Here is a 23,883-nt window from a genome sequence, read left to right as displayed (position 1 = left end):
CCATTCAGGCGGCTGCCGCGGGGCGCACGTTGCGGCGCGCGCTCCAGTCGTGGAAGCTCTCCAGCAGCGACAGCAGCGCCGGCACGAAGAACAGCACCAGCAGGGCGGAGAAGCCTAGCCCGAAGGCAATCGAGGTCGCCATCGGGATCAGGAACTGGGCCTGCAGCGAGCGCTCGAAGAGCAGCGGCGTCAGCCCGCCGATGGTGGTGAGCGAGGTCAGCAGTACGGCGCGTAGACGGCCACAGGACGCGCCGACCAGGGCATCCTGCAGGGCGGCTCCCTTGTGGTGCAATTCCTTGAACAGCGTCACCAGGATGATCGAGTTGTTCACCACGATGCCGGCCAGGCCGAACAAGCCGAACATCGACAGGATGGTGAGATCGATGTCGAGCAGCCAGTGGCCGAAGATGGCGCCGGCGAGTCCGAGCGGGATGGCGGACATCACTACCAGCGGCCAGCTCCAGGACGAGAACGACCACACCAGCACCAGGTAGATCAAGCCGAGCCCGATTACCAGCCCGGTCTGCATATCCGCCATGGTTTCGCGCTGGTCGGCCGAGCGCCCTTCGAAGCTGTACTCGATGCCATAGCGGGCAGCCAGGCCCGGAAGGGCGTCGCGGGCCAGTTCGGCCTGAATCGCATTCGCGTTGTTCACCTCGCTATCGACTGCCCCCGACACCTCCACCGCGAGCCGCCCCTGGGCATGGCGCAGGGCCTCGAAGCCCCGCCTTGACTCCCAGCTCGCTACCGTCCCGAGCGGGGCGAAACGGCCGTCAGGCAGGCTGACGGTGATGCGATCGAAGACGTCGAGCCGGCTGCGTTCGTCACGCGGAAGCATGACGCGGACCTCGAGTTCGTCGCGGCCGACCTGAACGAGTTGGGCGAGCGCACCATCGAAGGCGGCGCGCAGCTGGCGACCGAGGCTCTCGGTGGTGAGGCCGAGCGCTTCGCCTGCCGGGGTGAGTCGATAGACCAACTGCTCGCGGCCGAAGGGCATGTCGTCCTCGGTCTCGCTCACCCCCGGCAGGCTCTTGAGGGTTTCCGCAAGCTCCAGTGCCGCGCGCTTGAGCGCATCGGCATCGTCGCCGGTGAGGCGGATGTTCAGGTCGCGGCCGGGTGGTCCGGACTGGCGGGCCGTGAAAGTAAGCAGTTCGAGGCCGGCAACCGGGGGCAGCTTGGCGCGCCAGGCGGCGAGGAAGCGCTCGTTGCGAACTTCCCGTGTGTCGGGTGGGGTGAGCTCGACCATGATGCCGGCGAGCTGATCGCCGCGTGCGCTCGAGCCCGCACCGCTGCTGATCGTGCCGCCCAGGCGCGCGACGGCCGTCTGCACCAGACCGCCGCCCAATTCCGCCTCGGCCTCGAACAGTGCGCGCTCGAGTTCGTTCAGGAAGGCTTCGGTGTGCTGGCGCGGCGTCCCGGCGACGAAGGTGGCGTTGGCGAACACCACTTGGCCCTCGGGGGAGGGGAAGAACACGAAGCCGATCCGTCCGCCGGCGATCAGGCCGACAGCCATCACCATCAAGCCGATACTGAGCGCGACCGTGGTGCCGCGCCAGGCGAGGCTGAGTTCGACCAGGCGGCGGAAGCGGCCGTCGCGAAAGCCGGCGAAGGCGCGGTCGAGCCGCTCGCGCAGATGGGAGTGGTGCAGCCCGGCCTCGCCGGCGAGCGCCATGCGCAGGTGGGCCGGCAGGATCAGGAAGCTCTCCAGCAGCGAGGCGATGATGACCATGATCATCACGAACGGAATGTCGCCAAGGATGTTGCCGATGATGCCGCCCACCATCATCAGGGGCAGGAAGGCGGCTACCGTGGTCAGCGACGCCGCCACCACCGGCCACAACATCCGCCGTGCTCCGCCCAGCGCGGCCTGCGTCGGACCTTCTCCCATCTGGCGGTGAGTGTCGGCGTCCTCGCTGACCACGATGGCGTCGTCGACGATGATGCCCAGCGCCATGATGAGCGCGAACAGGCTCATCATGTTGATCGTGCCACCGAACGCGAACATCAGCCCGAGCGTGGCGAGGAAGGCGGTCGGAATGCCGATCATCACCCACAGCGCCACGCGTGCGGGGAGGAAGAAATAGAGCACCGCGACCACGAGCAGCAGCCCGGAAAGGCCGTTGCTCACGAGCAGGCCGATGCGGTCGCTGATCAGCTGCCATTGCGCATCGAACACTTCGAGCTGCACGCTCGGTGGCAGGGTGGGGCGGGTCTTCTCCAGCCAGTCGTCGAGCACGCGTGCAGCCTTGAGCGAATGTCCGCTCTCGCTGCGCTGCAATTGCAACTCGACCACGCTGTCGCCGCGCTCGAACAGCGCGAGTTCGTTGCCGCGGGGCTCGCGAGTGAGGGTGGCAATCTCGCCCAGGCGGACCACACCGTCCTGATCGCTCAGCACCGGCAGGTTGGCGAAGGCCTCGGCGCTTCGGCGCTGCTCCAGGCCGCGTATCTCTCGTGCGCCGTCGATCTCGCCGGCTATGCCCGCTGGCACGTCGCGTGCGAGCTGACCGATCCGCTCACCGACCTCGACAAGGGACAGTCCCAGGCTCTCGAGTGCCGCCGAGGGCACCTCGATTGCAATGCGTTCTTCCGGCAGGCCGGTGATGGTGACGCGGTCTATGCCGGCGGCCAGCAGTTCGCTCTCGAACCGCCGCACCCAGGGCCGCAGCTCGTCTACGCTGTTGCCTCGTACCAGCAGGCGGGCGATCGGCTCATAACGCGAGATGCGGCTGACCTCGGGGGTCTCGGCGTCGCGCGGCAGGTTGCGGAATTCATCTACGCGCTGGCGCACCTGGTCCAGCGCGAGCAGCGCGTCCGTCCCCTCGTTGAGCTCCAGTGTGATGCTCGAGATGCCTTGGGCAGACGTGGAGCTCATGCGCTTGAGGCCGTCGACCGTCTTCAGGCGCTCCTCCAGCGGCGTGGTGATCCCTGTTTCGACATCCTCGGCCGAGGCACCGGTCCAGATCACCCGCACCGAGATCACATCGAGCTCGAAGCTGGGGAAGAACTGCACGTTCATGCGTGTCAGGCCGATAGCGCCCAGTACGAAGGCGAGCAACATCAGCACATTGGCCGCCACCTTGTGGCCAGCCAGCATCTGCAGGACGCTGCTGTGCTTCATTGTGCCGTCCGTTCGACCACAGCCACGGCGAGGCCGTCGATGGCATGGGGCAGGTGGGTACTCAGAACCTGCATGCCGTTCGCGAGCGCGTCCCCACGCACGAGCAGCTGAACCTGATCACCGCTTCGACGCTCGCCGGCACGCGTGATGTTCAGCCCCCGCAGTCGCCCATTCTCGATCAGGTAGAGGCGGTCCCCACCATGCAAAGCGGTGGGTGGGATCGCGAAGATGTCGTTGGCCAGCGGGCGATCGAGGACCGCATTGACGAAGGCGCCCACCGGTACCCGGTCGGCATCCTCGATGCGCAGCAGCACATCCACGCCGCGCGCGTCGGCCTCACCGCTGATGCGTTCAAGGTGGGCGCGCAACGGGGTGGCACCGAAATCGGCACGGGCATGCAGGTGCTCGCCGCGGGTGAGCGCTGCGCGCAGTTCCTCGGCGTAGAGCGCCGGTACGCGGGCGCGCAGGTAGAGTGCATCGGACGAATACAGGCTGAGCAGGGTCTGGCCGGCCTGCACCTGATCGCCCGCAGCGACTTCCACCGTACCGATCCGCGCTGCGAAGGGCGCCACAAGTTCACCGCGCTCGGCGTCGCGCATGGCCTCGGCGAGCTGCGTCTGCAGCTGTGCAAGGCGGGCAGGGTGCTCCGCGATCGCCTGTTGGCGCTGCGTCAGGGCGAGTTGTGCGCGGGCGCGTTCCTCGCGCGCCTGATCCACCGCGCTCTCCGCTCCCAGTCGTGCGTCCTTGAGGCGTTCGAGGCGGGTAAGCCTTGCGTCCGCCAATTGCACAAGGGTGCGCTCCTGTTCGAGGGCCTGCTGGTCGCTGCGATGGCGGATGCGTTCGCGCTCCAGGTCTGCCTTCGCACGTTCGAGGCGCGGGGCGAGGTCACGCGGGTCGAGCCGGCCGAGCACTGCGCCGGCTTCTACGCGGTCGCCGTCACGCACCCGCAGTTCGAGGATGCGGGCACTGACTGGCGCCGCTGCGCGCAAACGGTCGGGCGCCTCGACGCGGCCGTAGAGCACGAGTGTGGGATGCAGCGCCGCGGCCTGCAACGAGTGGGTCTCGACCTGCCAGACTCTCTCGCGGGTTTCGACGGCAGGTGCGCTTGGACGGGTAGCGCGCAGACCGATGAAACCGGCAACGGCAAGCGCGATGATCAGCAACGGAAGCAAACGGCGCATTCGACAAGGCCTTGGGTGCAGCGGGGCTGCATGTTTATCAGTTTTTGCTAATTATACGGCCGATGGGGCCTGCCGCCGCAGTGCCGCGTCTGTTTACGCCAGCGTCAGTCGGTCAGCCAGTCGGCTTCCCAGCGCGCAAGCTCGGGCAGGTGGCGCTCCGCGCTGGCGCCGAGTTCGTTGTCGAGCTGCTCGATCAAGGCGCGCACACGCGCGTCGAGTGCTTCGGGCAGCATCGGTATGAACTCGACGATCAGGTCGCCGGCAGCGCGCCCCGCACGTGCGGGGAAGCCCGCCCCTTCGACGCGCAACTGGCGGCAATGAGCGAGGCCCGCATCGAGCGTCACGCTACGCATGCCCGCGGGGTGCGGGATGCGCAGGCTGCCGCCAACCAGCATGCGAAGTGCACTGACCGGGCGCTGCACGACGAGGTTCCTGCCTTCGCGGCGGAAGATGCGGTGTGGGCTGAGCCTGACTCTCAGGCGCAGATCGCCACGCGGGTGGCCGGGGTCGGCATGCGGCTCGCCCTCGCCGGCAAGGCGCAGAGTATCGTCGTCAACCAGCCCGGGTGGCAGTGTGACTTCCAGCCAGCGTTCGCCGACCTGCTCGCCACTGCCGCCACAAGCCCTGCACGCGCGCGTGCGTGTATAACCGCGCCCGTCACAGGCGTCGCAGTGCACGAGCCCCTGCGCAGTGCGCAGGCGCCCCGAGCCATGGCAGAGGGCGCACACCTGGCTGACGCTGACCTCTTCGGTGCCGCTGCCATTGCAATGCGCGCAGGGCAGGGGGCTGCGAACGCATATCGCCCTCGCGCCGCCGGCGAAGGCTTCCTCGAAGCTGATCTCGAGCGTTTCCCAGCGGTCGGCGCCGCGCTCCGTTGCCCGTTGCTGCGCGTGCTCGGCCGCCTCGGTCGCGGCCGTTTCGACATCGGCGTCCGTGTCCTCGAGCAAGGCTTCGAGCAGGGCGTCATGCGCACGCCGAAGCGCCTTGAAGTGCTCGACGGCATCCGGAGCGGGATTGCGGTCCGGGTGCCATTGCATCGCCAACTGGCGGAAGGCGCGCTTGATCTGGGCGCGCGAGGCGCCAGGCTGCAGGCCGAGCAGGTGATGGGCGTCGGGCATTTCGGGGTGTATGGGATAAAGGCTACAGCTTAACCGAGCGCCCTTCAGCGCGCAGGAATGAAAAAGGCCCGGTCGATTGACCGGGCCTTTTTCGGCTGTCTGGCGCGCCCGGAAGGATTCGAACCTCCTACCCCCTGGTTCGTAGCCAGGTACTCTATCCAGATGAGCTACGGGCGCGTTGCCGATATCGTTTAGAGCCCGAAGTCGGAAGGCTTGTTTGGCGCGCCCGGAAGGATTCGAACCTCCTACCCCCTGGTTCGTAGCCAGGTACTCTATCCAGATGAGCTACGGGCGCTTTGTGCTGCACTGCGAAGGAGCGGCATTATATCTTTTGCTGCCGCAACTTCAACTGTTTTTTGGCGGAGAGGGTGGGATTCGAACCCACGGTAGGCTCGCACCTACGCCTGATTTCGAGTCAGGTACATTCGACCACTCTGCCACCTCTCCGCTCGAAGGTCGGCATTATAGTGAATCCGCAGAAAAAGTGAACGCTTTTTTTCGCGGACCGCTTCAGGCCGTGCGTGGCAGCATTTCCTCATACGCGCGGACGGCTTCGGCGGCGTACATGAGGGCAGGGCCGCCGCCCATGTAGGTGCATACCCCCAGCGTCTCCATGAACTGCTCGCGGCTCACACCGAGCCGGATCAGCGCCTTGACATGGAAGCCGACGCAGGCGTCGCAGCGCTGGGTGACGGCGATCGCAAGCGCAATCAGTTCCTTCTGCAGCTCGCTCAGCGCGCCGTCCTGCAAGGCGCCCTTGGCCATCGTGCCGAAGCCCTGCATCGTCTCGGGCGTTTCCTTTCGCAGCGTGGCGAGGGCTTTGGACACGTCGGTGGTGATCTGGACAAAGGACTTGGACATTACATGCATTCCAGTAGTTAATGGAATGCTTATATTAGCGTCTTGCGCTTGGGCGTGTCATTGCCCTTGCCGATTGGCCGATCAGGTGTCTTGATCGGCACTACCCGCAGGCGGCAATGCGTTTGTCGCGCTCGATCAGGGCGTAGGCCGAATGGTTGTGGATCGACTCGAAATTCTCCGACTCGACGACGTAGGCATCGATGCGGGGTTCGCGCTGGAGTTGGGCGGCGACGTCGCGCACCATGTCCTCGACGAATTTCGGGTTGTCGTAGGCACGTTCGGTGACCCACTTCTCGTCAGGCCGCTTGAGCAGGCCGAACAACTCGCACGATGCCTGGGACTCGACCAGCTGGACCATTTCCTCGATCCACAGGTGGTCGTTGAGGACCGCGTTCACGGTGACGTGAGAGCGCTGGTTGTGGGCGCCGTACTCCGAGATCTTCTTCGAACAGGGGCACAGGCTGGTGACAGGTACCACCACCTTCATCGAGAACTCGTAATGGCCACCCTCGCGGATCGAGCCGATGAAGCACACTTCGTAGTCCATCAGGCTCTTCACACCGGACACCGGCGCGGTCTTGTTGATGAAGTACGGGAAGCTCATCTCGACGTGGCCGGTCTCGGCCTCGAGACGCTCGACCATCGCACGCAGCATGGGCTCGAAGGACTCCACCGAGATCTCGCGCTCGTTGTCGTTGAGGATCTCGACGAAGCGCGACATGTGGGTGCCCTTGAAGTTGTGGGGCAGGCCGACGTACATGTTGAAGCTCGCCACCGTGTGCTGCACGCCGCCCGCCTTGTCGGCGACTTTCACCGGGTGGCGGATCGACTTGATCCCGACCTTGTTGATCGCGATCTGGCGGCTGTCCGCGCTGCTCTGGACGTCGGGCATGGCGAGATCGATGGGGTCGTTCATTGGCGTTTCTCTCGTTTCATGGTGATCGGGCCAGGTGCAAACGAGTTGCACCTGGCCCGAATCTTAGCTTTCCCGACAAAAATGCTCAACTTTTGGTGGTGGCGTCGATGTCCAGGCTGTGCTGGATGCGAGCGAGGATGCCATCGCGGTCGAGTCCGACCGAGGCCAGCAGTTGGGCCTGGTCGCCGTGGTCGATGAAGCGGTCGGGGAGGCCCAGGCGCAGCATGCGTGGCCGCGCTGCCAGGCCGTCGACGACGCGAGCCACTTCGCTGCCGGCGCCGCCGATGAGCGCGTTCTCCTCGAGCGTGACGAGCAGATCGTGGTCGGCGGCCAGGCGCGCAACGAGCGCTTCGTCCAGGGGCTTGATGAAGCGCATGCTGGCGACCGTGGCATCGATCTGCGCGCCCACGTCGAGCGCAACGCCGACCATGCTGCCGAACGCGAGCAGGGCGACGCGCCGGCCTTCGCGCACGACCTCGCCCTTGCCGATCGGGAGCGCCTGCATGCGCGCCTGAGGTGCGACGCCGGTGCCGCCGCCGCGCGGGTAGCGCACCGCCGACGGCCCCGGGTGGCTGACGGCGGTGTACAGCATCTGCCTGCATTCATCCTCGTTGGAGGGCGCCATCACGACCATATTCGGGATGCAGGTGAGATAGGAGAGGTCGAATGCGCCGTGGTGGGTGGCTCCATCGGCACCGACCAGGCCTCCGCGGTCGATCGCGAACACCACTTGCAGGTTCTGCAGGGCGACATCGTGGATCAATTGGTCGTAGGCGCGCTGCAGGAAGGTCGAGTAGATCGCCACCACGGGTACGAAGCCCTCGCAGGCCAGCCCGGCGGCGAAGGTGACGGCATGCTGCTCCGCGATACCGACGTCGAAGTAGCGGTCCGGGTGCTCCTGGGCAAAGCGCACCAGGCCCGAGCCTTCGCGCATCGCCGGGGTGATGCCGACGATGCGCGGGTCGGCCTTTGCCATGTCGCACAGCCAGTCGCCGAATACCTGGGTGTAGGTCAGCTTGCCGCCGCCCTTGCCGGTCTCGATGCCCGCCGTGTGGTCGAACTTGGAGACGCCGTGGTAGAGGATGGGGTCGGCTTCGGCGAGCTTGTAGCCCTGGCCCTTGCGCGTGATCACGTGCAGGAACTGCGGGCCCTTGAGCTTTCTCAGGTTCTGCAGTGTGGGGATGAGGGCATCGAGGTCGTGGCCGTCGATCGGCCCGTAATAGTGAAAGCCAAACTCTTCGAACAGGGTGCCCGGGCTGATCATGCCCTTGGCGTACTCTTCGACCTTGCGTGCAAGCTCGGCGACCGGCGGTGCGATGCCCAGCACCTTTTCGCCGACTCTGCGCGCGGTGTTGTAGGTCGAGCCCGACAGCATGCGTGCGAGGATCTTGGTCAGCGCGCCAACGGGAGGAGAGATCGACATCTCGTTGTCGTTGAGGATGACCAGCAGGTTCAGGTCGTCCATGTCGCCGGCATTGTTGAGGGCCTCGAAGGCCATCCCGGCGGACATCGCGCCATCGCCGATCACGGCGATCGCGTGGCGGTCCTCCTTGCGTGCCCGTGCTGCGACCGCCATGCCGAGCGCGGCCGAGATCGAGGTCGACGAATGCGCCGTGCCGAAGGTGTCGTACTCGCTTTCGCAGCGGCGCGGGAAGCCGGAGATGCCACCCCAGTGGCGCAGCCCGCCCATCGCCTCGCGGCGGCCGGTAAGCACCTTGTGGCCGTAGGTCTGGTGGCCGACGTCCCAGACGATGCGGTCATGAGGCGTGTTGAACACGTGATGGAGCGCGATCGTCAGCTCGACAGTGCCGAGATTGGACGACAGGTGGCCGCCCGTGCGCGATACCGACTCGATCAGGAAGGCGCGCAGTTCGTCGGCGAGGGTCGTCAGCTCCCTGCGCTCGAGTGCGCGCACGTCGGCGGGGGAGGAGATGCGTTCCAGGTGGGGGTAGGTGGCCATGGGATCCGGCGTTCCTTGCATGTTGTTTCGGGCTTCGCAGCGACTTCAGAAGGCGCGATGCACGATGTAGTCGGCGAGCTGGGACAGGCGGCCGGCGCCCGTGCCAAAAGGGGCCAGCGTGCGCTGCGCGTCGGCGAGCATGTCCTCGGCGAGGCGGCGGGCCTCGGTACGGCCGAGCAGGCTCACATAGGTCGGCTTGTCGTTGTCGGCGTCCTTGCCGGCCGTCTTGCCCAGCGTGGCAGTGTCAGCTTCGGCGTCGAGGATGTCGTCGACGACCTGGAACAGCAGCCCGATCACTTTGCCATAGTGGTCCAGGCGGCCAAGGTCTGCCGCCGACAGGCGGCCTCCTGCGCGAGCGCCCAGCAGCACGGCGGCGCGGATCAGCGCGCCGGTCTTGTGTACATGCATGAACTCGAGCTCCTCGCGCGTCAGCTGCACGCCGACCGAGGCAAGGTCGATGGCCTGGCCGCCTGCCATGCCGCGCGAACCCGAGGCGAGCGCGAGCTGGGCGAGCATCTCCACCCGCACCGCTGGCTCGAGCCCGGGAATGTTGTCGGCGAGCGTCTGGAAGGCGAGCGTCTGCAGGGCGTCGCCAGCAAGCAGCGCCGTCGCTTCGTCGTACTCGACGTGCACCGTGGGCTTGCCACGGCGCAGCACATCGTCGTCCATGCACGGCAAGTCGTCATGAACGAGCGAGTAGGCATGGATGAGTTCGACTGCACAGGCGACGCGATCCAGGTGGCGGGCGTCTGCGCCGGCGAGTTCGCCTGCCGCATGTGCAAGCAGGGGGCGTACCCGCTTGCCGCCGCCGAGCACCGCGTAGCGCATGGCGGAATGCAGGCGCGCCGGGGCGATCGTGGCCTCGGGCAACACCTCGGCCAGGGCCGTCTCCGTGCGTGCCTGGATGCCTGCCATCCAGTCGCGGAAGTCTCCACCCTTGTGCGTATCGATCATTGTTCGCCCCCGACGGCCTTGGTGCCAGGCGCCCCGGTGTCGAAATCGACCAGGGCATCACCTTCGAGCTGCCGCACGCGCTGTTCGGCGTCGGCAAGCGTGCCCTGACAATAACGCAGCAGGCTTACGCCACGCTGATAGCGCACGAGGGATTCCTCCAGTGGAAGCTTGCCCGCTTCCATCTCCTGGACGATGGCTTCGAGTTCCGAAACCGCGGCTTCGAAGGACTTGGGGGCGGGTGCCGACTTTGGCATGGATGAATATCTGCGCGGCAAAAGCCGGAAAATAACCGATCGCAGGTCTGGCGGTCAAACAACGGCTGGCTTACACTAACTCGTTTATTTTTCCGGATTTCTTGTCCGCAAGAGGAGGTTCGGGGATGTCCGACATCGCTTCCAAGGCTCAATTGGCCCAGGCTGCCTCCCAACTGCCTGTTTCCTGGTACTTCGACGAGAAGGTTTTCGAACTGGAGAAGAAGCTCCTCTTCGATGCCGGTCCGGGGTACGTCGGCCATGAGCTGATGGTTCCCGAGGTCGGCAACTACCGTTCGCTGGAGTGGCTTGACCACGCCAAGCTGCTGTTCCGCACCGAGCACGGCGTGCACCAGATGTCCAACATCTGCCGCCACCGCCAGGCCATCATGCTGCAGGGCAGTGGCACGACCGAGCACGTCGTCTGCCCGGTTCATCGGTGGACCTACAACCAGCAGGGCGAACTCATCGGCGCTCCACACTTCGCGCAAAAGCCCTGCCTGGGTCTCAAGCGCGACGGTCTGGAGAGTTGGCACGGGCTGCTCTTCAAGGGGCCGCGCTCGGCCAATGAAGACCTGGCCGGCATGAAGGTCGCGCCCCAGCTCGACTTTTCCGGCTACAAGCTCGATCGGGTCGAGATTCATCAGTGCAACTACAACTGGAAGACCTTCATCGAGGTCTATCTCGAGGACTACCACGTCGTGCCCTTCCATCCCGGCCTGGGCAACTTCGTGACCTGCGACGACCTCAGCTGGCAGTTCGGTGACTGGTATTCGGTGCAGCAGGTCGGCATCACCTCCCTCGCCAAGCCGGGCTCGGCCACCTATGCCAAGTGGCACAAGGCGGTGCTCGAGTACTACGGCGAGAAGAAGCCTGAGCACGGCGCGATCTGGCTGACCTACTACCCCAACATCATGGTGGAGTGGTATCCGCATGTGCTCGTGGTCAGTACCCTGATCCCGACCGACGTGGACAAGACCACCAACGTCGTGGAGTTCTACTACCCCGAGGATATCGTCGAGTTCGAGCGCGAGTTCGTGGAGGCGGAGCAGGCGGCCTACATGGAAACCGCGATCGAGGACGATGACATCGCCGAGCGTATGGATCGTGGTCGGCTGGCACTGCTCAAGGAAGGCCGCAACGAAGTCGGGCCGTACCAATCGCCCTTCGAGGACGGCATGCAGCACTTCCACGAGTTCTACCGCCGCATCATGGCGGAACACATCGGCGCCTAGGCGCGACCGGGCCCGATGGCCTCATGAAGAAAGCAGAAACCCTCGCTTTGCGGCGAGGGTTTCTGCTTAATGCCTGCCCGCTTTCAGCGTGCGTCCTGCAATTCCTTGGGCAGCGGGAAGGTCACCTTCTCGGGGACGCCGTCGAGATTGCGCACGGCGCCGCCGCTGAGCGCCTCGAGGCGTGCGATGACTTCCTCGACCAGCACCTCCGGCGCCGAGGCGCCTGCCGTAACGCCGATACGACGCTTGCCTTCGATCCAGGCCGGATCGATGCCGGCCGCGTTGTCCACCAGGTAGGCGGGTACGCCGCGAAGCTCGGCCACTTCACGCAGGCGGTTGGAGTTGGAGCTGTTCTTCGAGCCCACCACGAACACCACGTCCGCATACGGAGTCATGAACTTCACCGCATCCTGGCGGTTCTGGGTGGCGTAGCAGATGTCGTCCTTCTTCGGGCCGGCGATGTTCGGAAAGCGCGCACGCAGGGCGTTGACGATGGTTGCCGCATCATCGACCGACAGCGTGGTCTGGGTGACATAAGCCAGCAGCTCCGGATTCGCCACCTGCAGCGCGGCGACGTCCTCGGGTGTTTCGACAAGGTGGATGCCGGTCGCGACCTGACCCATCGTGCCTTCGACCTCGGGGTGGCCCTTGTGGCCGATCATGATGATCTCGCGGCCCTGCTCACGCATGCGGGTGACCTCGATGTGCACCTTGGTGACCAGCGGGCAGGTGGCATCGAATACGCGCAAGCCGCGCTTCTCCGCCTCTTCGCGCACCGCCAGCGACACCCCATGTGCGGAAAAGATCACCGTATTGCCGCTCGGTACCTCATCGAGCTCATCGACGAACACTGCACCCTTGTTGCGCAGATCGTCGACCACGAACTTGTTATGCACGACCTCATGGCGGACATAGATGGGGGCACCGAAGCGCGCGAGCGCACGCTCTACGATCTCGATCGCGCGTTCCACGCCGGCGCAGAAGCCGCGCGGGTTGGCCAGCAGGATTTCCTTGTCGCTCATTGTTGTCTCTGTGTGGGGCAGGGTGGGGCTTGGTGTGGTCAGAGAATACCGATGACCTCGACCTCGAAGTGGATGTGCTTGCCCGCGAGCGGATGGTTGAAGTCGATGAGCGCCGACTGGTCGTCGATTTCGCGCACCAGGCCGGAGTAGCGCGAGCCGTCGGGCGCGGTGAACTCCATGATGCTCATGGCTTCGATGTCCTCGTCGGGCATGTGCTCACGCTTGACGCGCTCGATCAGCTCGGCGCGGTGGGGGCCGAAGGCGTTCTCCGGCTCCAGCTCGAAGATGTGGCGGCTACCGGGCACCAGGCCGACGAGCAGCTTCTCCATGGCCGGCAGCATCTCGCCTGCGCCCAACTGCAGCGTCGCCGGCGTGGCGTTGAAGGTGCTGATCAGCGGTTGGCCGTTGGGCAGCGAGATGCGGTAGTGCAGGGTGACGAGGCTGTTGGCGTCGATGGTCTGGCTCAAGATCGGGCTCCGGGGCTTATTCAAGGCTGCTGCGCATGAGGGCTGCGGAGTTGTCCCCACAGCATCAGCACGACACCGACGGTGATCGCGGAGTCAGCCAGGTTGAACGCCGGCCAGCTCCAGCCGGCGTAATGAAAATGCAGGAAGTCGACGACCGCGCCATGGACGAGGCGGTCGTAAACGTTGCCCAGCGCACCGCCGATGATCAGGGCGAAGGCAGCGGGCAGGATCTTCTCGTGGCGGTGCTGGTACATCATCACCAGCAGCCAGGCGCTGATCACCAGGGCCAGGATGGTGAAAAACCAGCGCTGCCAGCCCCCGTGGTCGGCCAGGAAGCTGAACGCGGCGCCGGGATTGAATACCAGCACCAGGTCGAAGAAGCCCGTGATCGGGATGACCTGACCGTAATGCAGGTTTGCGAGCACGAGCTGCTTGGTGACCTGGTCGAGCACGCCGACCGCGGCTGCAAGCAGCAGCCACGGCAGCATCAGGAGGAGGGCGCTGCGTGCGCGGGGCGTGGTCATTGTGGCTGAGAGCTCAGGCATGGCTGCGGATTTCGCCTTCGCCGAACAGGTTGCTCACGCAGCGGCCGCACAGGCTCGGATGCTCGGCGTCGCTGCCGACGGAGTCGACGTAGTGCCAGCAGCGCTCGCACTTCTGCGCCCCGCTCGGCGTGGCGACGATGCGCTCGTCGTCGACGCTGGCCACCTCAGACAGGTGTGCGCCCGAGGTCATGGTGACGAAGCGCAGGTCTTCACCCAGACTGGCCAGCGCGGCGAACTTGTCGGCGGTGAGCGCGAGCTCGAGTTCGGCTTGCAGCGAGGCGCCCACCTTGCCTTCGGTGCGCAGGGCTTCGATCACCTTGAGGCCTTCGCTGCGGACGCTCCGAATGATCTCCCAGCGTGCGATGAGCCCGGCCTCGCCCTCTTGCGCGGGCAGGGCGTGGAAGCTGTGCAGCATCACGCTGTCGGCCTCCTCGCCCGCCCGGGCGGGGTTGAGGATGGCCCAGGCTTCCTCGGCAGTGAAGGAAAGGATCGGCGCCATCAGCTTGAGCAGCGTCTGGGTGACGTGCCACAGCGCTGTCTGCGCGGCACGGCGTGGCAGGCTGCCGGCCGCGGTGGTGTACAGGCGGTCCTTGAGGATGTCGAGGTAGAAGGCGCCGAGGTCCTCGGCACAGAACACCTGCAGGGCCTGCACCACGCGGTGGAACTCCATCTTCGCGTAGTCGGCCTCGGCCTGCTGTGCGAGCTGGCGGGTAAAGGCCAGCGCATAGCGGTCGATGTCCATCCACTGCTCGACCGGCACCGCATCGCTGGCAATGTCGAAGTCGGCAGTGTTGGCGAGCAGGAAGCGCAGCGTATTGCGGATGCGGCGATAGACCTCGATCACGCGGTCAAGGATCTCCTTGGAGATCGACAGCTCGCCCGAGTAGTCGGTGGAGGCGACCCACAGGCGCAGGATCTCTGCGCCGAGCTTGCCGGTGACCTCTTGCGGAACGACCACGTTGCCGAGCGACTTGCTCATCTTGCGCCCGGCGCCATCCACCGCAAAGCCGTGCGTCAGCAGGCTGCGGTACGGTGCATGGCCGTCAATGGCGCAGCCGGTGAGCAGCGATGAATGGAACCAGCCGCGGTGCTGGTCCGAGCCTTCCAGGTACATGTCGGCACGCGGGCCTTCGGGGTGGCCGTCGTTGTGCGAGCCGCGTAGCACGTGCTTGTGCGTGGTGCCGGAGTCGAACCAGACGTCGAGGGTGTCGCTGATCTTGTCGTACTGTGCGGCCTCGGCGCCGAGCAGCTCTGCAGCGTCGAGCTTGAACCAGGCCTCGATGCCTTCCTGCTCCACACGCTTGGCAACCTCTTCCATCAGGTCGACCGTGCGCGGATGCAGCTCGCCGGTCTCCTTGTGCAGGAAGAAGGGGATCGGCACGCCCCAGTTACGCTGGCGCGAGATGCACCAGTCGGGTCGGTTGGCGATCATCGCGTGCAGGCGTGCCTGGCCCCAGCCGGGGTAGAACTTGGTGGCCTCCACGGCGCGTAGTGCGCGCTCGCGCAGCGTCGACCCGTCGGCGGCAGTCCGATCCATGCCGACGAACCACTGCGCGGTCGCGCGATAGACCAGCGGGGTCTTGTGGCGCCAGCAGTGCATGTAGCTATGGGTGATCTTGCCGTTCGACAGCAGCGCGCCGACTTCGGCGAGCTTGTCGACGATGGCGGCGTTGGCCTTCCAGATGTTCATGCCGCCGAAGAAGGGCAGGTCGGGCACGTACTCGCCGCCACCCATCACCAGCGACAGGATCTCCTCGTTGCTGCGGCCATAGGCGCGCCACGAGTTGAAGTCGTCCACGCCGTGAGCGGGGGCCGAATGCACGATGCCGGTGCCGGCGTCCACGCCCACGTAGTCGGCCAGGTACACCGGCGATGCGCGGTCGTAGAAGGGGTGGCGGAACTCGATGCGGTCGAGCGCGGCGCCCTTCGCGGTAGCGACGATGCTGCCCTCGAGCTGATAGCGCTGCAGGGCGGACTCGACCAGTTCCTTGGCGAGCACCAGCAGACGATCACCCACGTCTACCAGCGCGTAGTCGAACTCGGGATGAGCATTGAGTGCCTGGTTGGCGGGGATGGTCCACGGGGTGGTGGTCCAGATCACTGCGGCGGCGGGCTTGTCGAGCTTGGCCAGGCCGAAGGCGGCGGCAAGCTTGCCAGCCTCGGCCGCCGGGAAGGCGACGTCGATCGTCGGTGACTGCTTGTCGGCGTACTCGACCTCCGCCTCGGCCAGCGCCGAGCCGCAGTCGAAGCACCAGTTCACCGGCTTCAAGCCCTTGAAGACGTAGCCGTTCTTCGTCATCTCGGCGAGCGCGCGGATCTCGTTGGCTTCGTTGGCGAAATCCATCGTGCGGTAGGGATTGTCCCAGTCGCCGAGTACGCCCAGACGGATGAAGTCGGCCTTCTGGATCTCGATCTGTTCGGCGGCGTAAGCGCGGCACAGCTCGCGCACCTTGTCCGCAGGCAGGTTCTTGCCGTGAGTGACCTCGACCTTGTGCTCGATCGGCAGGCCGTGGCAGTCCCAGCCCGGCACGTAGGGCGCATCGAAGCCGGCGAGCGTCTTCGAGCGCACGATGATGTCCTTGAGGATCTTGTTCAGCGCATGGCCGATGTGCAGGCTGCCGTTGGCGTAGGGCGGGCCGTCGTGGAGCACGAACTTGGGCCGGCCGGCGCTGGCCTTGCGGATGCGCTGGTAGAGCTTGCTCTTCTGCCAGTCGGCGATCCAGTTCGGCTCGCGCTTGGGCAGGTCGCCGCGCATCGGGAAGGGGGTGTCGGGCAGGTTGAGTGTCTTGCGGTAGTCGGCCATGGCTGGAACTTGACTCTTGTGGGTTCTGTTGGGGGTGCGCAGCCTGGGCGCCGTCAGTCGCGCACCGCGGGGCGGTCGGCAAACCACTGGCGTGCCGCCTCGGAGTCGAGGGCGATCTGGGTCCGCAGGGCGTCGAGCGAGTCGAACTTCTGTTCGCTGCGCAGCTTGTGCAGGAAATGTACGCGAATGTGCGCACCGTAGCAGTTCTGCGACCACTCGAAGAGATGCACCTCGAGCCGGGCGCGGCCGCGCGCCGTTGCGGTAGGCCGTACGCCAATATTGGCGACGCCGAGGATGCGCTCTTCGGCCAGGCCCTCGACACTGACGACATAGACACCGGTAAGTGCGGGCCGGCGGTGCTTCATCTGGATGTTTGCGGTCGGGAAACCCAGCTGGCGGCCCAGCTTGTCGCCGTGGCTGACACGGCCGGCAATGCTGTAGGGGCGGCCGAGCAGGCGTGCAGCGTGGCCGAGGTCGTCTTCGAGGAGCGCATTGCGCACGGCCGAACTCGATACCCGCTCGGCGTCCACGCACAGGGTCGGCATTGACTCGACCCCGAAGCCATGGGTCACGCCCGCCTCCTGAAGCATCGCGAAGCTGCCCTGGCGGCGTGCGCCGAAGCGGAAATCGTCGCCAATGAACAGATGGCGCACGCCCAGTCCGCGCACCAGCGTGTCGTCAATGAAGCTCTGCGCCGACTGTGAGGCCAAGCGTGCGTCGAAGCGGCAGATGTAGGTGCGATCGACGCCTGCGGACTGCAGCAGCAGCAGTTTTTCGCGCAGCGAGGCCAGTCGTGCTGGCGCGTCGGCAGGGCTGAAGTACTCTCGCGGATGCGGCTCGAAGGTGAGCACCACCGCCGGCAGGCCGAGTGCACGAGCCTTTCCGGTCAGCAGCGAGAGCAGCGCCTGGTGACCGCGATGCACGCCATCGAAGTTGCCGATGGTGAGCACCGCAGGCGTATCGGCATGCTCGGGAATCCCGCGATGAACCTGCATAAGCGCCTGAAAAAGCCGCAATTATAGCGACAAAGCCCGCGTCTGCGGGCTTCGAGGCCAAGGCGCGGAGCGGACGGTCGAGCGCTGGCGCCGCGTTACCGACGACTCAGTCGAGGCGGGCGACGCGCGTCGGTGTGCTGGGCGCATGCTCCTGGAAGTAGCGCTTTATGCCGCGCATCAGCGCGTTGGCCATCTTTTCCTGGTAGGCCTCGTCGTTGAGCCGGCGCTCTTCCTGCGGGTTGCTGATGAAGGCGGTTTCGACCAGAACGGACGGAATGTCGGGCGCGCGCAGCACGGCAAAGCCGGCCTGCTCTACTTCGGGCTTGTGCAGCCGGTTCACCGTACCGAGCTCACCAAGCATCGCCCGCCCGAGCTTGAAGCTGTCGTTGATCGTTGCCGTCTGCGACAGGTCGAGCAGGGTGCGGGCAATGTGGCCGTCCTGGCGTGCAAGGTTGACGCCGCCGACGAGGTCGGCGTCGTTTTCCTTCTGCGCCAGCCAGCGTGCGGCCGAGCTCGACGCGCCGCGCTCGGACAGCACATAGACCGAGCTGCCATTGGCTTCGGGGCGCACGAAGGCGTCAGCATGGATCGACACGAACAGGTCGGCGCGCACCCGGCGAGCGCGTGCGACGCGTTGATGCAGCGGTACGAAGTAGTCGCCGTCGCGCGTCAGCACTGCACGCATGCCGGGCTCGGCGTCGATCTTTCGCTTGAGGCGGCGCGCGATCGACAGCGTCACGTTCTTCTCGTAGCTGCCGCCGCGCCCGATCGCGCCCGGGTCCTCGCCGCCATGGCCGGGGTCGAGCACCACCGTGTACAGGCGGTTGGCAGCGGGCTGCTTGGCGGGTTCGCGGCGCGCCGGCTCGCGGCCCTGCGCGCGCGCCACCGGCGTTGCATCCTTGCCGTCCTCGCCCATCGCAGCGTCCATCGGCGAGTCCTTGAGGATCAGCGCCATGAGCGGGTCGTGTTCTTCGGTGGGGTGGAGGTCGAGCACCAGTCGGTGGCCGTAGTTGCCGACCGGAGCCAGGGTGAACACCTGCGGATTGATTGGCGCCTTCAGCTCGACAACCACGCGCACCACGCCTGGCCTGTTCTGGCCTGCACGAATCTGGCGGATGTAGGGGTCGCTGTCGAGCACCTTCGACGGCAGGGACTGCAGCACGCTATCGAGGCGCACGCCTTCGAGGTCGACCACCAGACGGTCGGGGTCCTGCACCAGCATGTGGCTGAAGCGCAGCGCCGACGCACCTTCGAGGGTGATCCGCGTGTAATCGGGCGAAGGCCACACGCGCACCGCGACGAGGCTGGCCGGTGCGGCGTGGCCCACCGGACTGACCATGAGCGCGAGCGATGCGCCAGCGAACTTGAGCAGTTGGCGCCGATTCAGGCCGCGTACGCCGGCCGTGACCGTAGCGACCTCGCGGCCAGCACCGACCTGCCCGATCAATTCGTCCCGGGCGCCGGGCCTGCACCCTGCAATGTCTTCCCCAGTTCGATCACGCATTTCCGCCCCGCATCCGTGTGTCCGCTGATCTCCGCAAAGCGCCCGTCGGCTTCGGTTCGAAGCTGGATTTCGAGGTCGGGGGAGGGGATGTAGGGGGCCGCCTTGTCGGGCCACTCCACGATGCACACACCCCGTCCTTCGAAGTACTCGTCCAGCCCCGCGTCCAGATATTCTTCGGGCGAATTGAAGCGATAAAAATCAAAGTGATATAAGTCTAATCTAGAAACTACGTAAGGTTCAATCAAGGTGTATGTGGGGCTCTTCACCTTACCCTCGTGGCCGAGGGCGCGCAGCACGCCACGGGTGAGGGTGGTTTTGCCCATGCCGAGGTTGCCCTGCAGCCAGATCCGCAGGCCGGGCGCGAGTGCCGCCGCCAGTGCCGCGCCAAGTGCTTCGGTGTCGGCTTCCGCCGGCAAGTGCGCGTCCAGGCGGGCGCCGCTATCATCGGCAGCTTGATTCAACTCGATCATGGGAACCTCGTGGTGATGGCGTCAGGTCAGGGCAGGGACAGTGTGGCGGGGGGACCGGACATGTCGTCTGCGGCGGGCGCGCAGCCTGCCGCGGTGTCGGGTTGGGGCCCGAGCGACGGGCTTGAATTTGTTGCGCAGATCAGACAGTGGGGGCGGGAGTTCGGCTTCAATGCGATCGGCGTGGGCGGAATCGACCTCACGGATGCCGAGCCGGGGCTGATGGCCTGGGTGGAGGCCGGCTTCCACGGCGACATGGATTATATGGCGCGACACGGCCTCAAGCGCGCGCGCGCAGCCGAGCTGGTGCCCGGTACGGTGCGCGTGATCAGTGCGCGCATGGACTACTGGCCCGCGGCTGCCGACGCCGGCGCGGCGCTTGCCGACCCGCAACGCGCCTATGTGTCGCGTTACGCATTGGGGCGCGATTACCACAAGGTGTTGCGCGCGCGCCTGCAAAAGCTCGCCGAGCGCATTGCCGCTGCCGTGCCGCACCAGTACCGCGTATTCACCGATTCCGCCCCGGTGCTGGAGGTGGAGCACGCCAGCCGCAACGGACTCGGATGGCGCGGCAAACATACCCTGCTGCTCGATCGCTCGGCGGGTTCGTGGTTCTTCCTCGGCGAGATCTTCACCGACCTGCCGCTGCCGGTCGACGAACGGCTCGAGCCGCACTGCGGCCGCTGCACGGCCTGCATCGACGCCTGTCCCACCGGCGCCATCGTCGCGCCCTATCGTGTCGATGCGCGGCGCTGCATCTCCTACCTGACCATCGAGTTGCAGGGCGCCATACCGGAAGCGCTGCGCCCGCAACTCGGCAACCGCATCTACGGCTGTGACGACTGCCAGCTCGCCTGCCCCTGGAACCGCTTCGCCCAACTCAGCTGCGAGCCCGACTTTGTGCCCCGGCATCGCCTCGACAGCGCCACGCTGGTCGAGCTCTTCGCCTGGTCGGCGGCCGACTTTGCCGAGCGCACGGCGGGCAGTCCGATCTACCGTATCGGCCACGAGCGTTGGTTGCGCAACATTGCCGTGGCCTTGGGCAATGCGCCGACCACCGCCGCTGTCCTCGCTGCCCTGCAGGCACGCGCGCAGGACGACAGCGCCATCGTGCGCGAGCATGTGGCCTGGGCACTGGATCGCCATGGCGGGGCGGCGAGCGGCTAGAATCTGCGGCCCTCTCGTCTGTGGCCCTCTCGTCTGCAGTCCTCTTGTCTGCAACCCCCTCCCAGGAACCGCCGCGCCTCATGGAACAACACCTCGAACACCGCCTCGAGAAGCTCGAGACCAAGCTGATGGCTGCCGAGGATCTGCTCGACGAACTCAACCGCACGGTATGGCGGCAGCAGCAGGCGCTGGAACTGCAGCGCGAGCAGCTGCGCCAGCTTGCCCAGCAGGTCAAGACCATCCAGCCCGGCAACCCGCTGCGCCCCGAGGACGAGGTGCCGCCGCACTGGTAGAGGGCGTCAGGGTATGAGCGCGCCGGTTAGGCGGGCGAGGGTGTCGCCAAACGCGCTGGTCAGTACCACCAGCAGGGGCATCCCGTAGGCGAATGCGTACACTGCCAGCCTGATGCGCTGGTGCGCGCTGCGCAGCTCCAGAAAGTGGTCGCACACCAGCCGCAGCTTGACCGCCATGACTACGGCGACCATCACGGCAACGCCCAAGCCGGCATCTGCCCGTCCGCCCAGGCCGGCCCCTGCCACGCTCAGCAGCACCAGCAGCAGCCACGCCAGGTCGACCTTGCGTGTTTCGCTCATTGTCTCGGTCCCTTGGTCGGCATTGGGCTCATCGCAGCACATAGAACAGCGGGAAGATCATCAGCCACAGGATGTCCGTCGCGTGCCAGTAGCAGGCAAAGGCTTCCAGGCCACCATGCTCGGCCACCGTGTAGGCGCCCCCGGCGGTGCGTGCCATCACCCACAGCATGCCCAGCAGTCCCCAGAACACATGTACCAGGTGGGTGAAGGTGAGGTAGTAGTAGGTCACCACGAACACCCCGGCGTCGCTGTCCAGCCCGTGGCTGAAGTTCCAGCGCAGTTCGAGGATCTTGATCAAGGGGTAGCCCAGCCCGAACACGAAACCGGCCAGCAACCAGCGCAGGCAGGCCGGCTTGCGCCCGGCGCGCATCGCATGCAGCGCGCGCGCCACGCACCAGCCACTGGTGAGCAGCATCAGCGTGTACCCGGTGCCTGCAGCAAGCGACAAGCGTCCCGGCCCGGCCTCGAATGCGTCCGGGTTGTGTGCGCGGGCGATGAAATACACCGCGAACAGCAGCGCGAACTCGGTCAGCTCGCAGAAGATGCCCACCCACATGGCCTTGCTGCCGGGGATGCGGTCGGCAACTGGTGCGGTGTGGTCAGAACGATCGGGGAAAGCGAGGGCGGCAGGCACGGCAGGGGCTCGGAGCAGGGTGAGGCGGCGCCAGGGCAACACGCCCCAGGCAGGATCACCAACTGATACGCTCAACGCTACCGCGCTGCCTTGATCCAGGGTAAATCCTCGCAGCCGGTGCCATACTGGCGGCCCGCGCCAAAACCGGAGTCCAGACTCGTGAAGATCATTTCCCTGCTTGCCCTCGGAGCCGTCCTGCTGGCGCCGCTGGCGCAGGCCGAAACCGTCGGTAGCGTCGACACCGCCTTCAAGCTCATCGGTCGGAACCACCAGGTCGTCGTCGAGGTGTTCGATGATCCGAAGGTGAAAGGCGTGTCCTGCTACGTATCGCGCGCCCGCACGGGCGGCGTGAAGGGCACGCTGGGCCTGGCGGAAGACACTGCCGACGCCTCGGTGGCCTGCCGGCAAGTGGGCGAGATCTCGTTCGCCGAGCCGCTGCGCAGGCAGGAGGAGGTGTTCTCGCAGAGCGCGTCGATCCTGTTCAAGAAGATCCGCATCGTGCGCATGGTCGACAGCGCACGCAACACGCTGGTCTATCTCGTTTACAGCGACAAGCTGATCGACGGCAGCCCGCAGAACAACGTCACCGCGGTGCCTGTCCCGCAGGCCGTCGCCATTCCCGTGCGCTGAGCGCGCCGCGCGCGCCGCGCGCGCGGCACACGGGCTGCCGCGCTTCAGGCCGCCGCCACCTCGGCGAGGCTGCACTTGGTGACGCCGAATTCGGTACGCACCAGCAAGGGGTAGCTCGCGCCGCTGAAGCGGCCGAAGTGGCCGATGTTATAGCCGACTACGCAGCCGGCGATGTGGCCGATGCGCACACGCCGGCCGACACGGTAGCCAGCGCGGATCGCACGGTTGACGGCGTGCTCGACGCTGCCATGCCAGGGGTGAGGGCAGTTGCCGCTGCGTTTGCCCTCGATTACGGAGAGGGGCTGAGTGCTCATGATGACCTCTGTCAGGGGCCTGGGGATTGGGCCTTCAAGACCCGTAACGGCCCGCCTCGGGCGGGCTTGATGCACTTTCCCGCAGTCCCTTGCGTGCAGCAGTGACGCCCGTCACGGCGCGGCGCAATCACTCCGCCTACGGCGCACTGCCGCTACCCGGTCGTGACCAGGCTCACACCCGCCGCTGGCTCAGCGCGCGCACTGCGCGGCCAGCCACCGCCCCTCGGTCTCGACGTCGAGATCGCCGCGCGTCGAGCGCATGCTCACGCGCGTGGTGAAGTGCTCCGCGGAGTGAACGCGTGCGCGGAAGTTGCCGGTTGCGCTCGGTCCGGTGCAGCTCAGCGTGCCCGTCACCGTGTTGCCCTGCCTGGTCACGTCGCTGAGCACGCAATTGCCCTCCACCTTGCCGGAGAAAACGTTGTCCTGGCGAGCCTGCTCAGGCGTGATGCAGGTGCGCGCCGTACCGTCCGCGCCCAGGCTGACACCCCGCTGCGCCATCTGCTGCTCGACGATGCGGCGGGTGTCGGCAGGCAGGTTCTTGAGCTGCTGCTGCAACTGCGCCATGTGCGCTGACATGTCCGGCAGGCCGCCCACACTCAGGTGGGTGGAGCGGAACTCCCACAGCCCGGGGCGGATGTTGTCCACGGCGTGGGAGGAGAGCGGGAGGCTGGCGAGCGCGAGGGCAAGCAGGGCGAACCGGAGGGACGTCATGACGGGGCTTCCTGGGAGGTTGCGGTTGGGCGAAGGCCGGATTATCGCTGGCGAGCACGGAGTATTTCCGTGGCTTTGTGCAAGCAGGTGTGCGCTTACTGCCCTGAAGTGAGGCCGATCCAGGACAGCATCCCGGTTACCGCGGAAGCCCCGCCCCACCAAAGCAGTATCACCGAGGCGACCGCCGCCAGCGTGGCCAGGTAGCCGCCCAGCAACATCAGTCCGTCGCGCAGACGCAGCCCCCAGGATTGGCTCGCCGGGCGAGGATGAGGAGCACCGGGACTGCGTCATCGAGCGTTGGGACTACACACCCGATGCGCAGGGTTTCGTCCGTGCGGCCCTCACCCGGCTCGCTCCGGAGCGAGCCTGAGCTCAGGCGGCGGCGAGCGCTGTTCCACGGCGGCTGCCCGGCGCTAGAGCGCGCAAGGTCGAAATCT

23 protein-coding genes and 3 tRNA genes are annotated in these 23,883 nt (G+C 66.2%); 4 read left to right on the top strand and 22 right to left on the bottom strand.

From position 1 onward, the window contains the following. Nucleotides 1-4 precede the first annotated feature (4 nt). The 11 genes from C662_RS06690 to C662_RS06640 all read right to left on the bottom strand — a co-directional run bounded on the left by C662_RS06690 (nucleotide 5) and on the right by C662_RS06640 (nucleotide 10,362). Nucleotides 5-3,118 carry an efflux RND transporter permease subunit gene (locus tag C662_RS06690; protein WP_002926460.1) on the bottom strand — a complete coding sequence of 1,038 codons (3,114 nt, stop codon included), beginning with the start codon at nucleotides 3,116-3,118 and terminating at the stop codon, nucleotides 5-7. Further along, a complete protein-coding gene (locus tag C662_RS06685) occupies nucleotides 3,115-4,299 on the bottom strand; it encodes an efflux RND transporter periplasmic adaptor subunit (protein ID WP_002926457.1) in 1,185 nt (394 codons plus the stop codon). The genes C662_RS06690 and C662_RS06685 overlap by 4 nt, the downstream gene beginning before the upstream one ends. A gap of 104 nt (nucleotides 4,300-4,403) precedes the next feature. Next, a complete protein-coding gene (locus C662_RS06680; RefSeq protein WP_002926455.1) occupies nucleotides 4,404-5,417 on the bottom strand; it encodes a DnaJ C-terminal domain-containing protein in 1,014 nt (337 codons plus the stop codon). A 100-nt stretch (nucleotides 5,418-5,517) separates the two neighbouring features. After that, nucleotides 5,518-5,594, bottom strand: a tRNA-Arg gene (locus C662_RS06675). A gap of 41 nt (nucleotides 5,595-5,635) precedes the next feature. Next, nucleotides 5,636-5,712 (bottom strand) — tRNA-Arg (locus tag C662_RS06670). Nucleotides 5,713-5,774: 62 nt separating this feature from the next. Beyond that, nucleotides 5,775-5,864 (bottom strand) — tRNA-Ser (locus C662_RS06665). Between the two features lie 63 nt (nucleotides 5,865-5,927). Further along, nucleotides 5,928-6,278 (bottom strand): carboxymuconolactone decarboxylase family protein, encoded by a 351-nt coding sequence (locus C662_RS06660; protein WP_002926453.1) that lies wholly within the window; start codon nucleotides 6,276-6,278, stop codon nucleotides 5,928-5,930. 100 nt (nucleotides 6,279-6,378) lie between these two features. Next, the gene (gene folE2 / locus C662_RS06655) at nucleotides 6,379-7,194 is read right to left on the bottom strand and encodes a GTP cyclohydrolase FolE2 (RefSeq protein ID WP_002926451.1); all 816 of its coding nucleotides are present in this window, start codon (nucleotides 7,192-7,194) and stop codon (nucleotides 6,379-6,381) included. An 85-nt stretch (nucleotides 7,195-7,279) separates the two neighbouring features. Then, entirely contained in the window at nucleotides 7,280-9,154 is a 1,875-nt protein-coding gene (gene dxs, locus C662_RS06650; RefSeq protein ID WP_002926449.1) for a 1-deoxy-D-xylulose-5-phosphate synthase, read from the bottom strand. Nucleotides 9,155-9,199: 45 nt separating this feature from the next. Beyond that, nucleotides 9,200-10,108 (bottom strand): polyprenyl synthetase family protein, encoded by a 909-nt coding sequence (locus C662_RS06645; RefSeq protein ID WP_002926447.1) that lies wholly within the window; start codon nucleotides 10,106-10,108, stop codon nucleotides 9,200-9,202. Further along, the gene (locus C662_RS06640; RefSeq protein WP_002926444.1) at nucleotides 10,105-10,362 is read right to left on the bottom strand and encodes an exodeoxyribonuclease VII small subunit; all 258 of its coding nucleotides are present in this window, start codon (nucleotides 10,360-10,362) and stop codon (nucleotides 10,105-10,107) included. Before C662_RS06640 ends, C662_RS06645 begins: the two co-directional genes overlap by 4 nt. Nucleotides 10,363-10,487: 125 nt before the next feature. Between C662_RS06640 and C662_RS06635 the strand changes: the two genes are divergently transcribed. Continuing rightward, entirely contained in the window at nucleotides 10,488-11,594 is a 1,107-nt protein-coding gene (locus C662_RS06635; RefSeq protein WP_002926435.1) for an aromatic ring-hydroxylating oxygenase subunit alpha, read from the top strand. 83 nt (nucleotides 11,595-11,677) lie between these two features. Here the strand turns inward: C662_RS06635 and ispH are convergent, their stop codons facing one another. The 7 genes from ispH to tsaE form a co-directional block, all read right to left on the bottom strand. After that, complete coding sequence (ispH, locus tag C662_RS06630; protein WP_002926433.1) at nucleotides 11,678-12,616, bottom strand: 4-hydroxy-3-methylbut-2-enyl diphosphate reductase; 939 nt, start codon at nucleotides 12,614-12,616, stop codon at nucleotides 11,678-11,680. 38 nt (nucleotides 12,617-12,654) lie between these two features. After that, on the bottom strand, nucleotides 12,655-13,083 hold the full coding sequence (locus C662_RS06625; protein WP_002926431.1) for an FKBP-type peptidyl-prolyl cis-trans isomerase: 429 nt from the start codon (nucleotides 13,081-13,083) through the stop codon (nucleotides 12,655-12,657). A 20-nt stretch (nucleotides 13,084-13,103) separates the two neighbouring features. Further along, complete coding sequence (lspA, locus tag C662_RS06620; RefSeq protein ID WP_002926429.1) at nucleotides 13,104-13,607, bottom strand: signal peptidase II; 504 nt, start codon at nucleotides 13,605-13,607, stop codon at nucleotides 13,104-13,106. 13 nt (nucleotides 13,608-13,620) lie between these two features. Then, nucleotides 13,621-16,431, bottom strand: coding sequence for an isoleucine--tRNA ligase (gene ileS, locus C662_RS06615; protein WP_002926427.1), 2,811 nt, complete (start codon nucleotides 16,429-16,431; stop codon nucleotides 13,621-13,623). Between the two features lie 53 nt (nucleotides 16,432-16,484). Beyond that, the gene (locus C662_RS06610) at nucleotides 16,485-17,426 is read right to left on the bottom strand and encodes a bifunctional riboflavin kinase/FAD synthetase (protein WP_002926424.1); all 942 of its coding nucleotides are present in this window, start codon (nucleotides 17,424-17,426) and stop codon (nucleotides 16,485-16,487) included. Nucleotides 17,427-17,532: 106 nt separating this feature from the next. Beyond that, nucleotides 17,533-18,930 carry an N-acetylmuramoyl-L-alanine amidase gene (locus C662_RS06605; RefSeq protein WP_051018550.1) on the bottom strand — a complete coding sequence of 466 codons (1,398 nt, stop codon included), beginning with the start codon at nucleotides 18,928-18,930 and terminating at the stop codon, nucleotides 17,533-17,535. Then, the gene (gene tsaE, locus C662_RS06600; protein ID WP_002926422.1) at nucleotides 18,870-19,400 is read right to left on the bottom strand and encodes a tRNA (adenosine(37)-N6)-threonylcarbamoyltransferase complex ATPase subunit type 1 TsaE; all 531 of its coding nucleotides are present in this window, start codon (nucleotides 19,398-19,400) and stop codon (nucleotides 18,870-18,872) included. Before tsaE ends, C662_RS06605 begins: the two co-directional genes overlap by 61 nt. Before the next feature lie 60 nt (nucleotides 19,401-19,460). Between tsaE and queG the strand changes: the two genes are divergently transcribed. Both queG and C662_RS06590 read left to right on the top strand, forming a co-directional pair. Then, nucleotides 19,461-20,564 carry a tRNA epoxyqueuosine(34) reductase QueG gene (gene queG, locus C662_RS06595; RefSeq protein ID WP_002926421.1) on the top strand — a complete coding sequence of 368 codons (1,104 nt, stop codon included), beginning with the start codon at nucleotides 19,461-19,463 and terminating at the stop codon, nucleotides 20,562-20,564. A gap of 80 nt (nucleotides 20,565-20,644) precedes the next feature. Then, a complete protein-coding gene (locus C662_RS06590; RefSeq protein ID WP_002926420.1) occupies nucleotides 20,645-20,857 on the top strand; it encodes a SlyX family protein in 213 nt (70 codons plus the stop codon). A gap of 6 nt (nucleotides 20,858-20,863) precedes the next feature. Here the strand turns inward: C662_RS06590 and C662_RS06585 are convergent, their stop codons facing one another. Further along, nucleotides 20,864-21,157, bottom strand: a complete 294-nt coding sequence (locus C662_RS06585) for a cytochrome C oxidase subunit IV family protein (protein WP_002926419.1) — start codon at nucleotides 21,155-21,157, stop codon at nucleotides 20,864-20,866. 28 nt (nucleotides 21,158-21,185) lie between these two features. After that, nucleotides 21,186-21,713 carry a cytochrome c oxidase subunit 3 family protein gene (locus C662_RS06580; protein WP_037984252.1) on the bottom strand — a complete coding sequence of 176 codons (528 nt, stop codon included), beginning with the start codon at nucleotides 21,711-21,713 and terminating at the stop codon, nucleotides 21,186-21,188. A gap of 237 nt (nucleotides 21,714-21,950) precedes the next feature. On the opposite strand from C662_RS06580, the gene C662_RS06575 reads away from it, so the two are divergent. Beyond that, nucleotides 21,951-22,421: a CreA family protein gene (locus C662_RS06575; RefSeq protein ID WP_002926417.1), complete on the top strand. Its 471-nt coding sequence runs from the start codon at nucleotides 21,951-21,953 to the stop codon at nucleotides 22,419-22,421. A gap of 44 nt (nucleotides 22,422-22,465) precedes the next feature. On the opposite strand, the gene C662_RS06570 is transcribed toward C662_RS06575, so the two are convergent. After that, nucleotides 22,466-22,735 carry a hypothetical protein gene (locus C662_RS06570; protein WP_002926416.1) on the bottom strand — a complete coding sequence of 90 codons (270 nt, stop codon included), beginning with the start codon at nucleotides 22,733-22,735 and terminating at the stop codon, nucleotides 22,466-22,468. 189 nt (nucleotides 22,736-22,924) lie between these two features. After that, nucleotides 22,925-23,446 (bottom strand): DUF3617 domain-containing protein, encoded by a 522-nt coding sequence (locus C662_RS06565; RefSeq protein WP_002926415.1) that lies wholly within the window; start codon nucleotides 23,444-23,446, stop codon nucleotides 22,925-22,927. Nucleotides 23,447-23,883 lie beyond the last annotated feature (437 nt).

Source organism: Thauera sp. 28 (assembly GCF_000310145.2).
Classification (GTDB): Bacteria; Pseudomonadota; Gammaproteobacteria; order Burkholderiales; family Rhodocyclaceae; genus Thauera; species Thauera mechernichensis.
Note: the sequence above shows the minus strand (reverse complement) of the source record. Positions and strands in the feature narration are given on the sequence as shown.

What these genes read in the sequence shown, in the direction of transcription:
- C662_RS06660 (WP_002926453.1), bottom strand. Translation starts at nt 6,278, where the DNA reads ATGTCCAAGTCCTTTGTCCAGATCACCACCGACGTGTCCAAAGCCCTC.
- C662_RS06640 (WP_002926444.1), bottom strand. Translation starts at nt 10,362, where the DNA reads ATGCCAAAGTCGGCACCCGCCCCCAAGTCCTTCGAAGCCGCGGTTTCG.
- lspA (WP_002926429.1), bottom strand. Translation starts at nt 13,607, where the DNA reads ATGACCACGCCCCGCGCACGCAGCGCCCTCCTCCTGATGCTGCCGTGG.
- tsaE (WP_002926422.1), bottom strand. Translation starts at nt 19,400, where the DNA reads ATGATCGAGTTGAATCAAGCTGCCGATGATAGCGGCGCCCGCCTGGAC.
- C662_RS06685 (WP_002926457.1), bottom strand. Translation starts at nt 4,299, where the DNA reads ATGCGCCGTTTGCTTCCGTTGCTGATCATCGCGCTTGCCGTTGCCGGT.
- C662_RS06645 (WP_002926447.1), bottom strand. Translation starts at nt 10,108, where the DNA reads ATGATCGATACGCACAAGGGTGGAGACTTCCGCGACTGGATGGCAGGC.
- C662_RS06635 (WP_002926435.1), top strand. Translation starts at nt 10,488, where the DNA reads ATGTCCGACATCGCTTCCAAGGCTCAATTGGCCCAGGCTGCCTCCCAA.
- dxs (WP_002926449.1), bottom strand. Translation starts at nt 9,154, where the DNA reads ATGGCCACCTACCCCCACCTGGAACGCATCTCCTCCCCCGCCGACGTG.
- ispH (WP_002926433.1), bottom strand. Translation starts at nt 12,616, where the DNA reads ATGAGCGACAAGGAAATCCTGCTGGCCAACCCGCGCGGCTTCTGCGCC.
- C662_RS06610 (WP_002926424.1), bottom strand. Translation starts at nt 17,426, where the DNA reads ATGCAGGTTCATCGCGGGATTCCCGAGCATGCCGATACGCCTGCGGTG.
- C662_RS06690 (WP_002926460.1), bottom strand. Translation starts at nt 3,118, where the DNA reads ATGAAGCACAGCAGCGTCCTGCAGATGCTGGCTGGCCACAAGGTGGCG.
- folE2 (WP_002926451.1), bottom strand. Translation starts at nt 7,194, where the DNA reads ATGAACGACCCCATCGATCTCGCCATGCCCGACGTCCAGAGCAGCGCG.
- C662_RS06605 (WP_051018550.1), bottom strand. Translation starts at nt 18,930, where the DNA reads ATGCGTGATCGAACTGGGGAAGACATTGCAGGGTGCAGGCCCGGCGCC.
- C662_RS06580 (WP_037984252.1), bottom strand. Translation starts at nt 21,713, where the DNA reads ATGTGGGTGGGCATCTTCTGCGAGCTGACCGAGTTCGCGCTGCTGTTC.
- C662_RS06680 (WP_002926455.1), bottom strand. Translation starts at nt 5,417, where the DNA reads ATGCCCGACGCCCATCACCTGCTCGGCCTGCAGCCTGGCGCCTCGCGC.
- C662_RS06590 (WP_002926420.1), top strand. Translation starts at nt 20,645, where the DNA reads ATGGAACAACACCTCGAACACCGCCTCGAGAAGCTCGAGACCAAGCTG.
- C662_RS06585 (WP_002926419.1), bottom strand. Translation starts at nt 21,157, where the DNA reads ATGAGCGAAACACGCAAGGTCGACCTGGCGTGGCTGCTGCTGGTGCTG.
- C662_RS06565 (WP_002926415.1), bottom strand. Translation starts at nt 23,446, where the DNA reads ATGACGTCCCTCCGGTTCGCCCTGCTTGCCCTCGCGCTCGCCAGCCTC.
- C662_RS06570 (WP_002926416.1), bottom strand. Translation starts at nt 22,735, where the DNA reads ATGAGCACTCAGCCCCTCTCCGTAATCGAGGGCAAACGCAGCGGCAAC.
- queG (WP_002926421.1), top strand. Translation starts at nt 19,461, where the DNA reads ATGTCGTCTGCGGCGGGCGCGCAGCCTGCCGCGGTGTCGGGTTGGGGC.
- ileS (WP_002926427.1), bottom strand. Translation starts at nt 16,431, where the DNA reads ATGGCCGACTACCGCAAGACACTCAACCTGCCCGACACCCCCTTCCCG.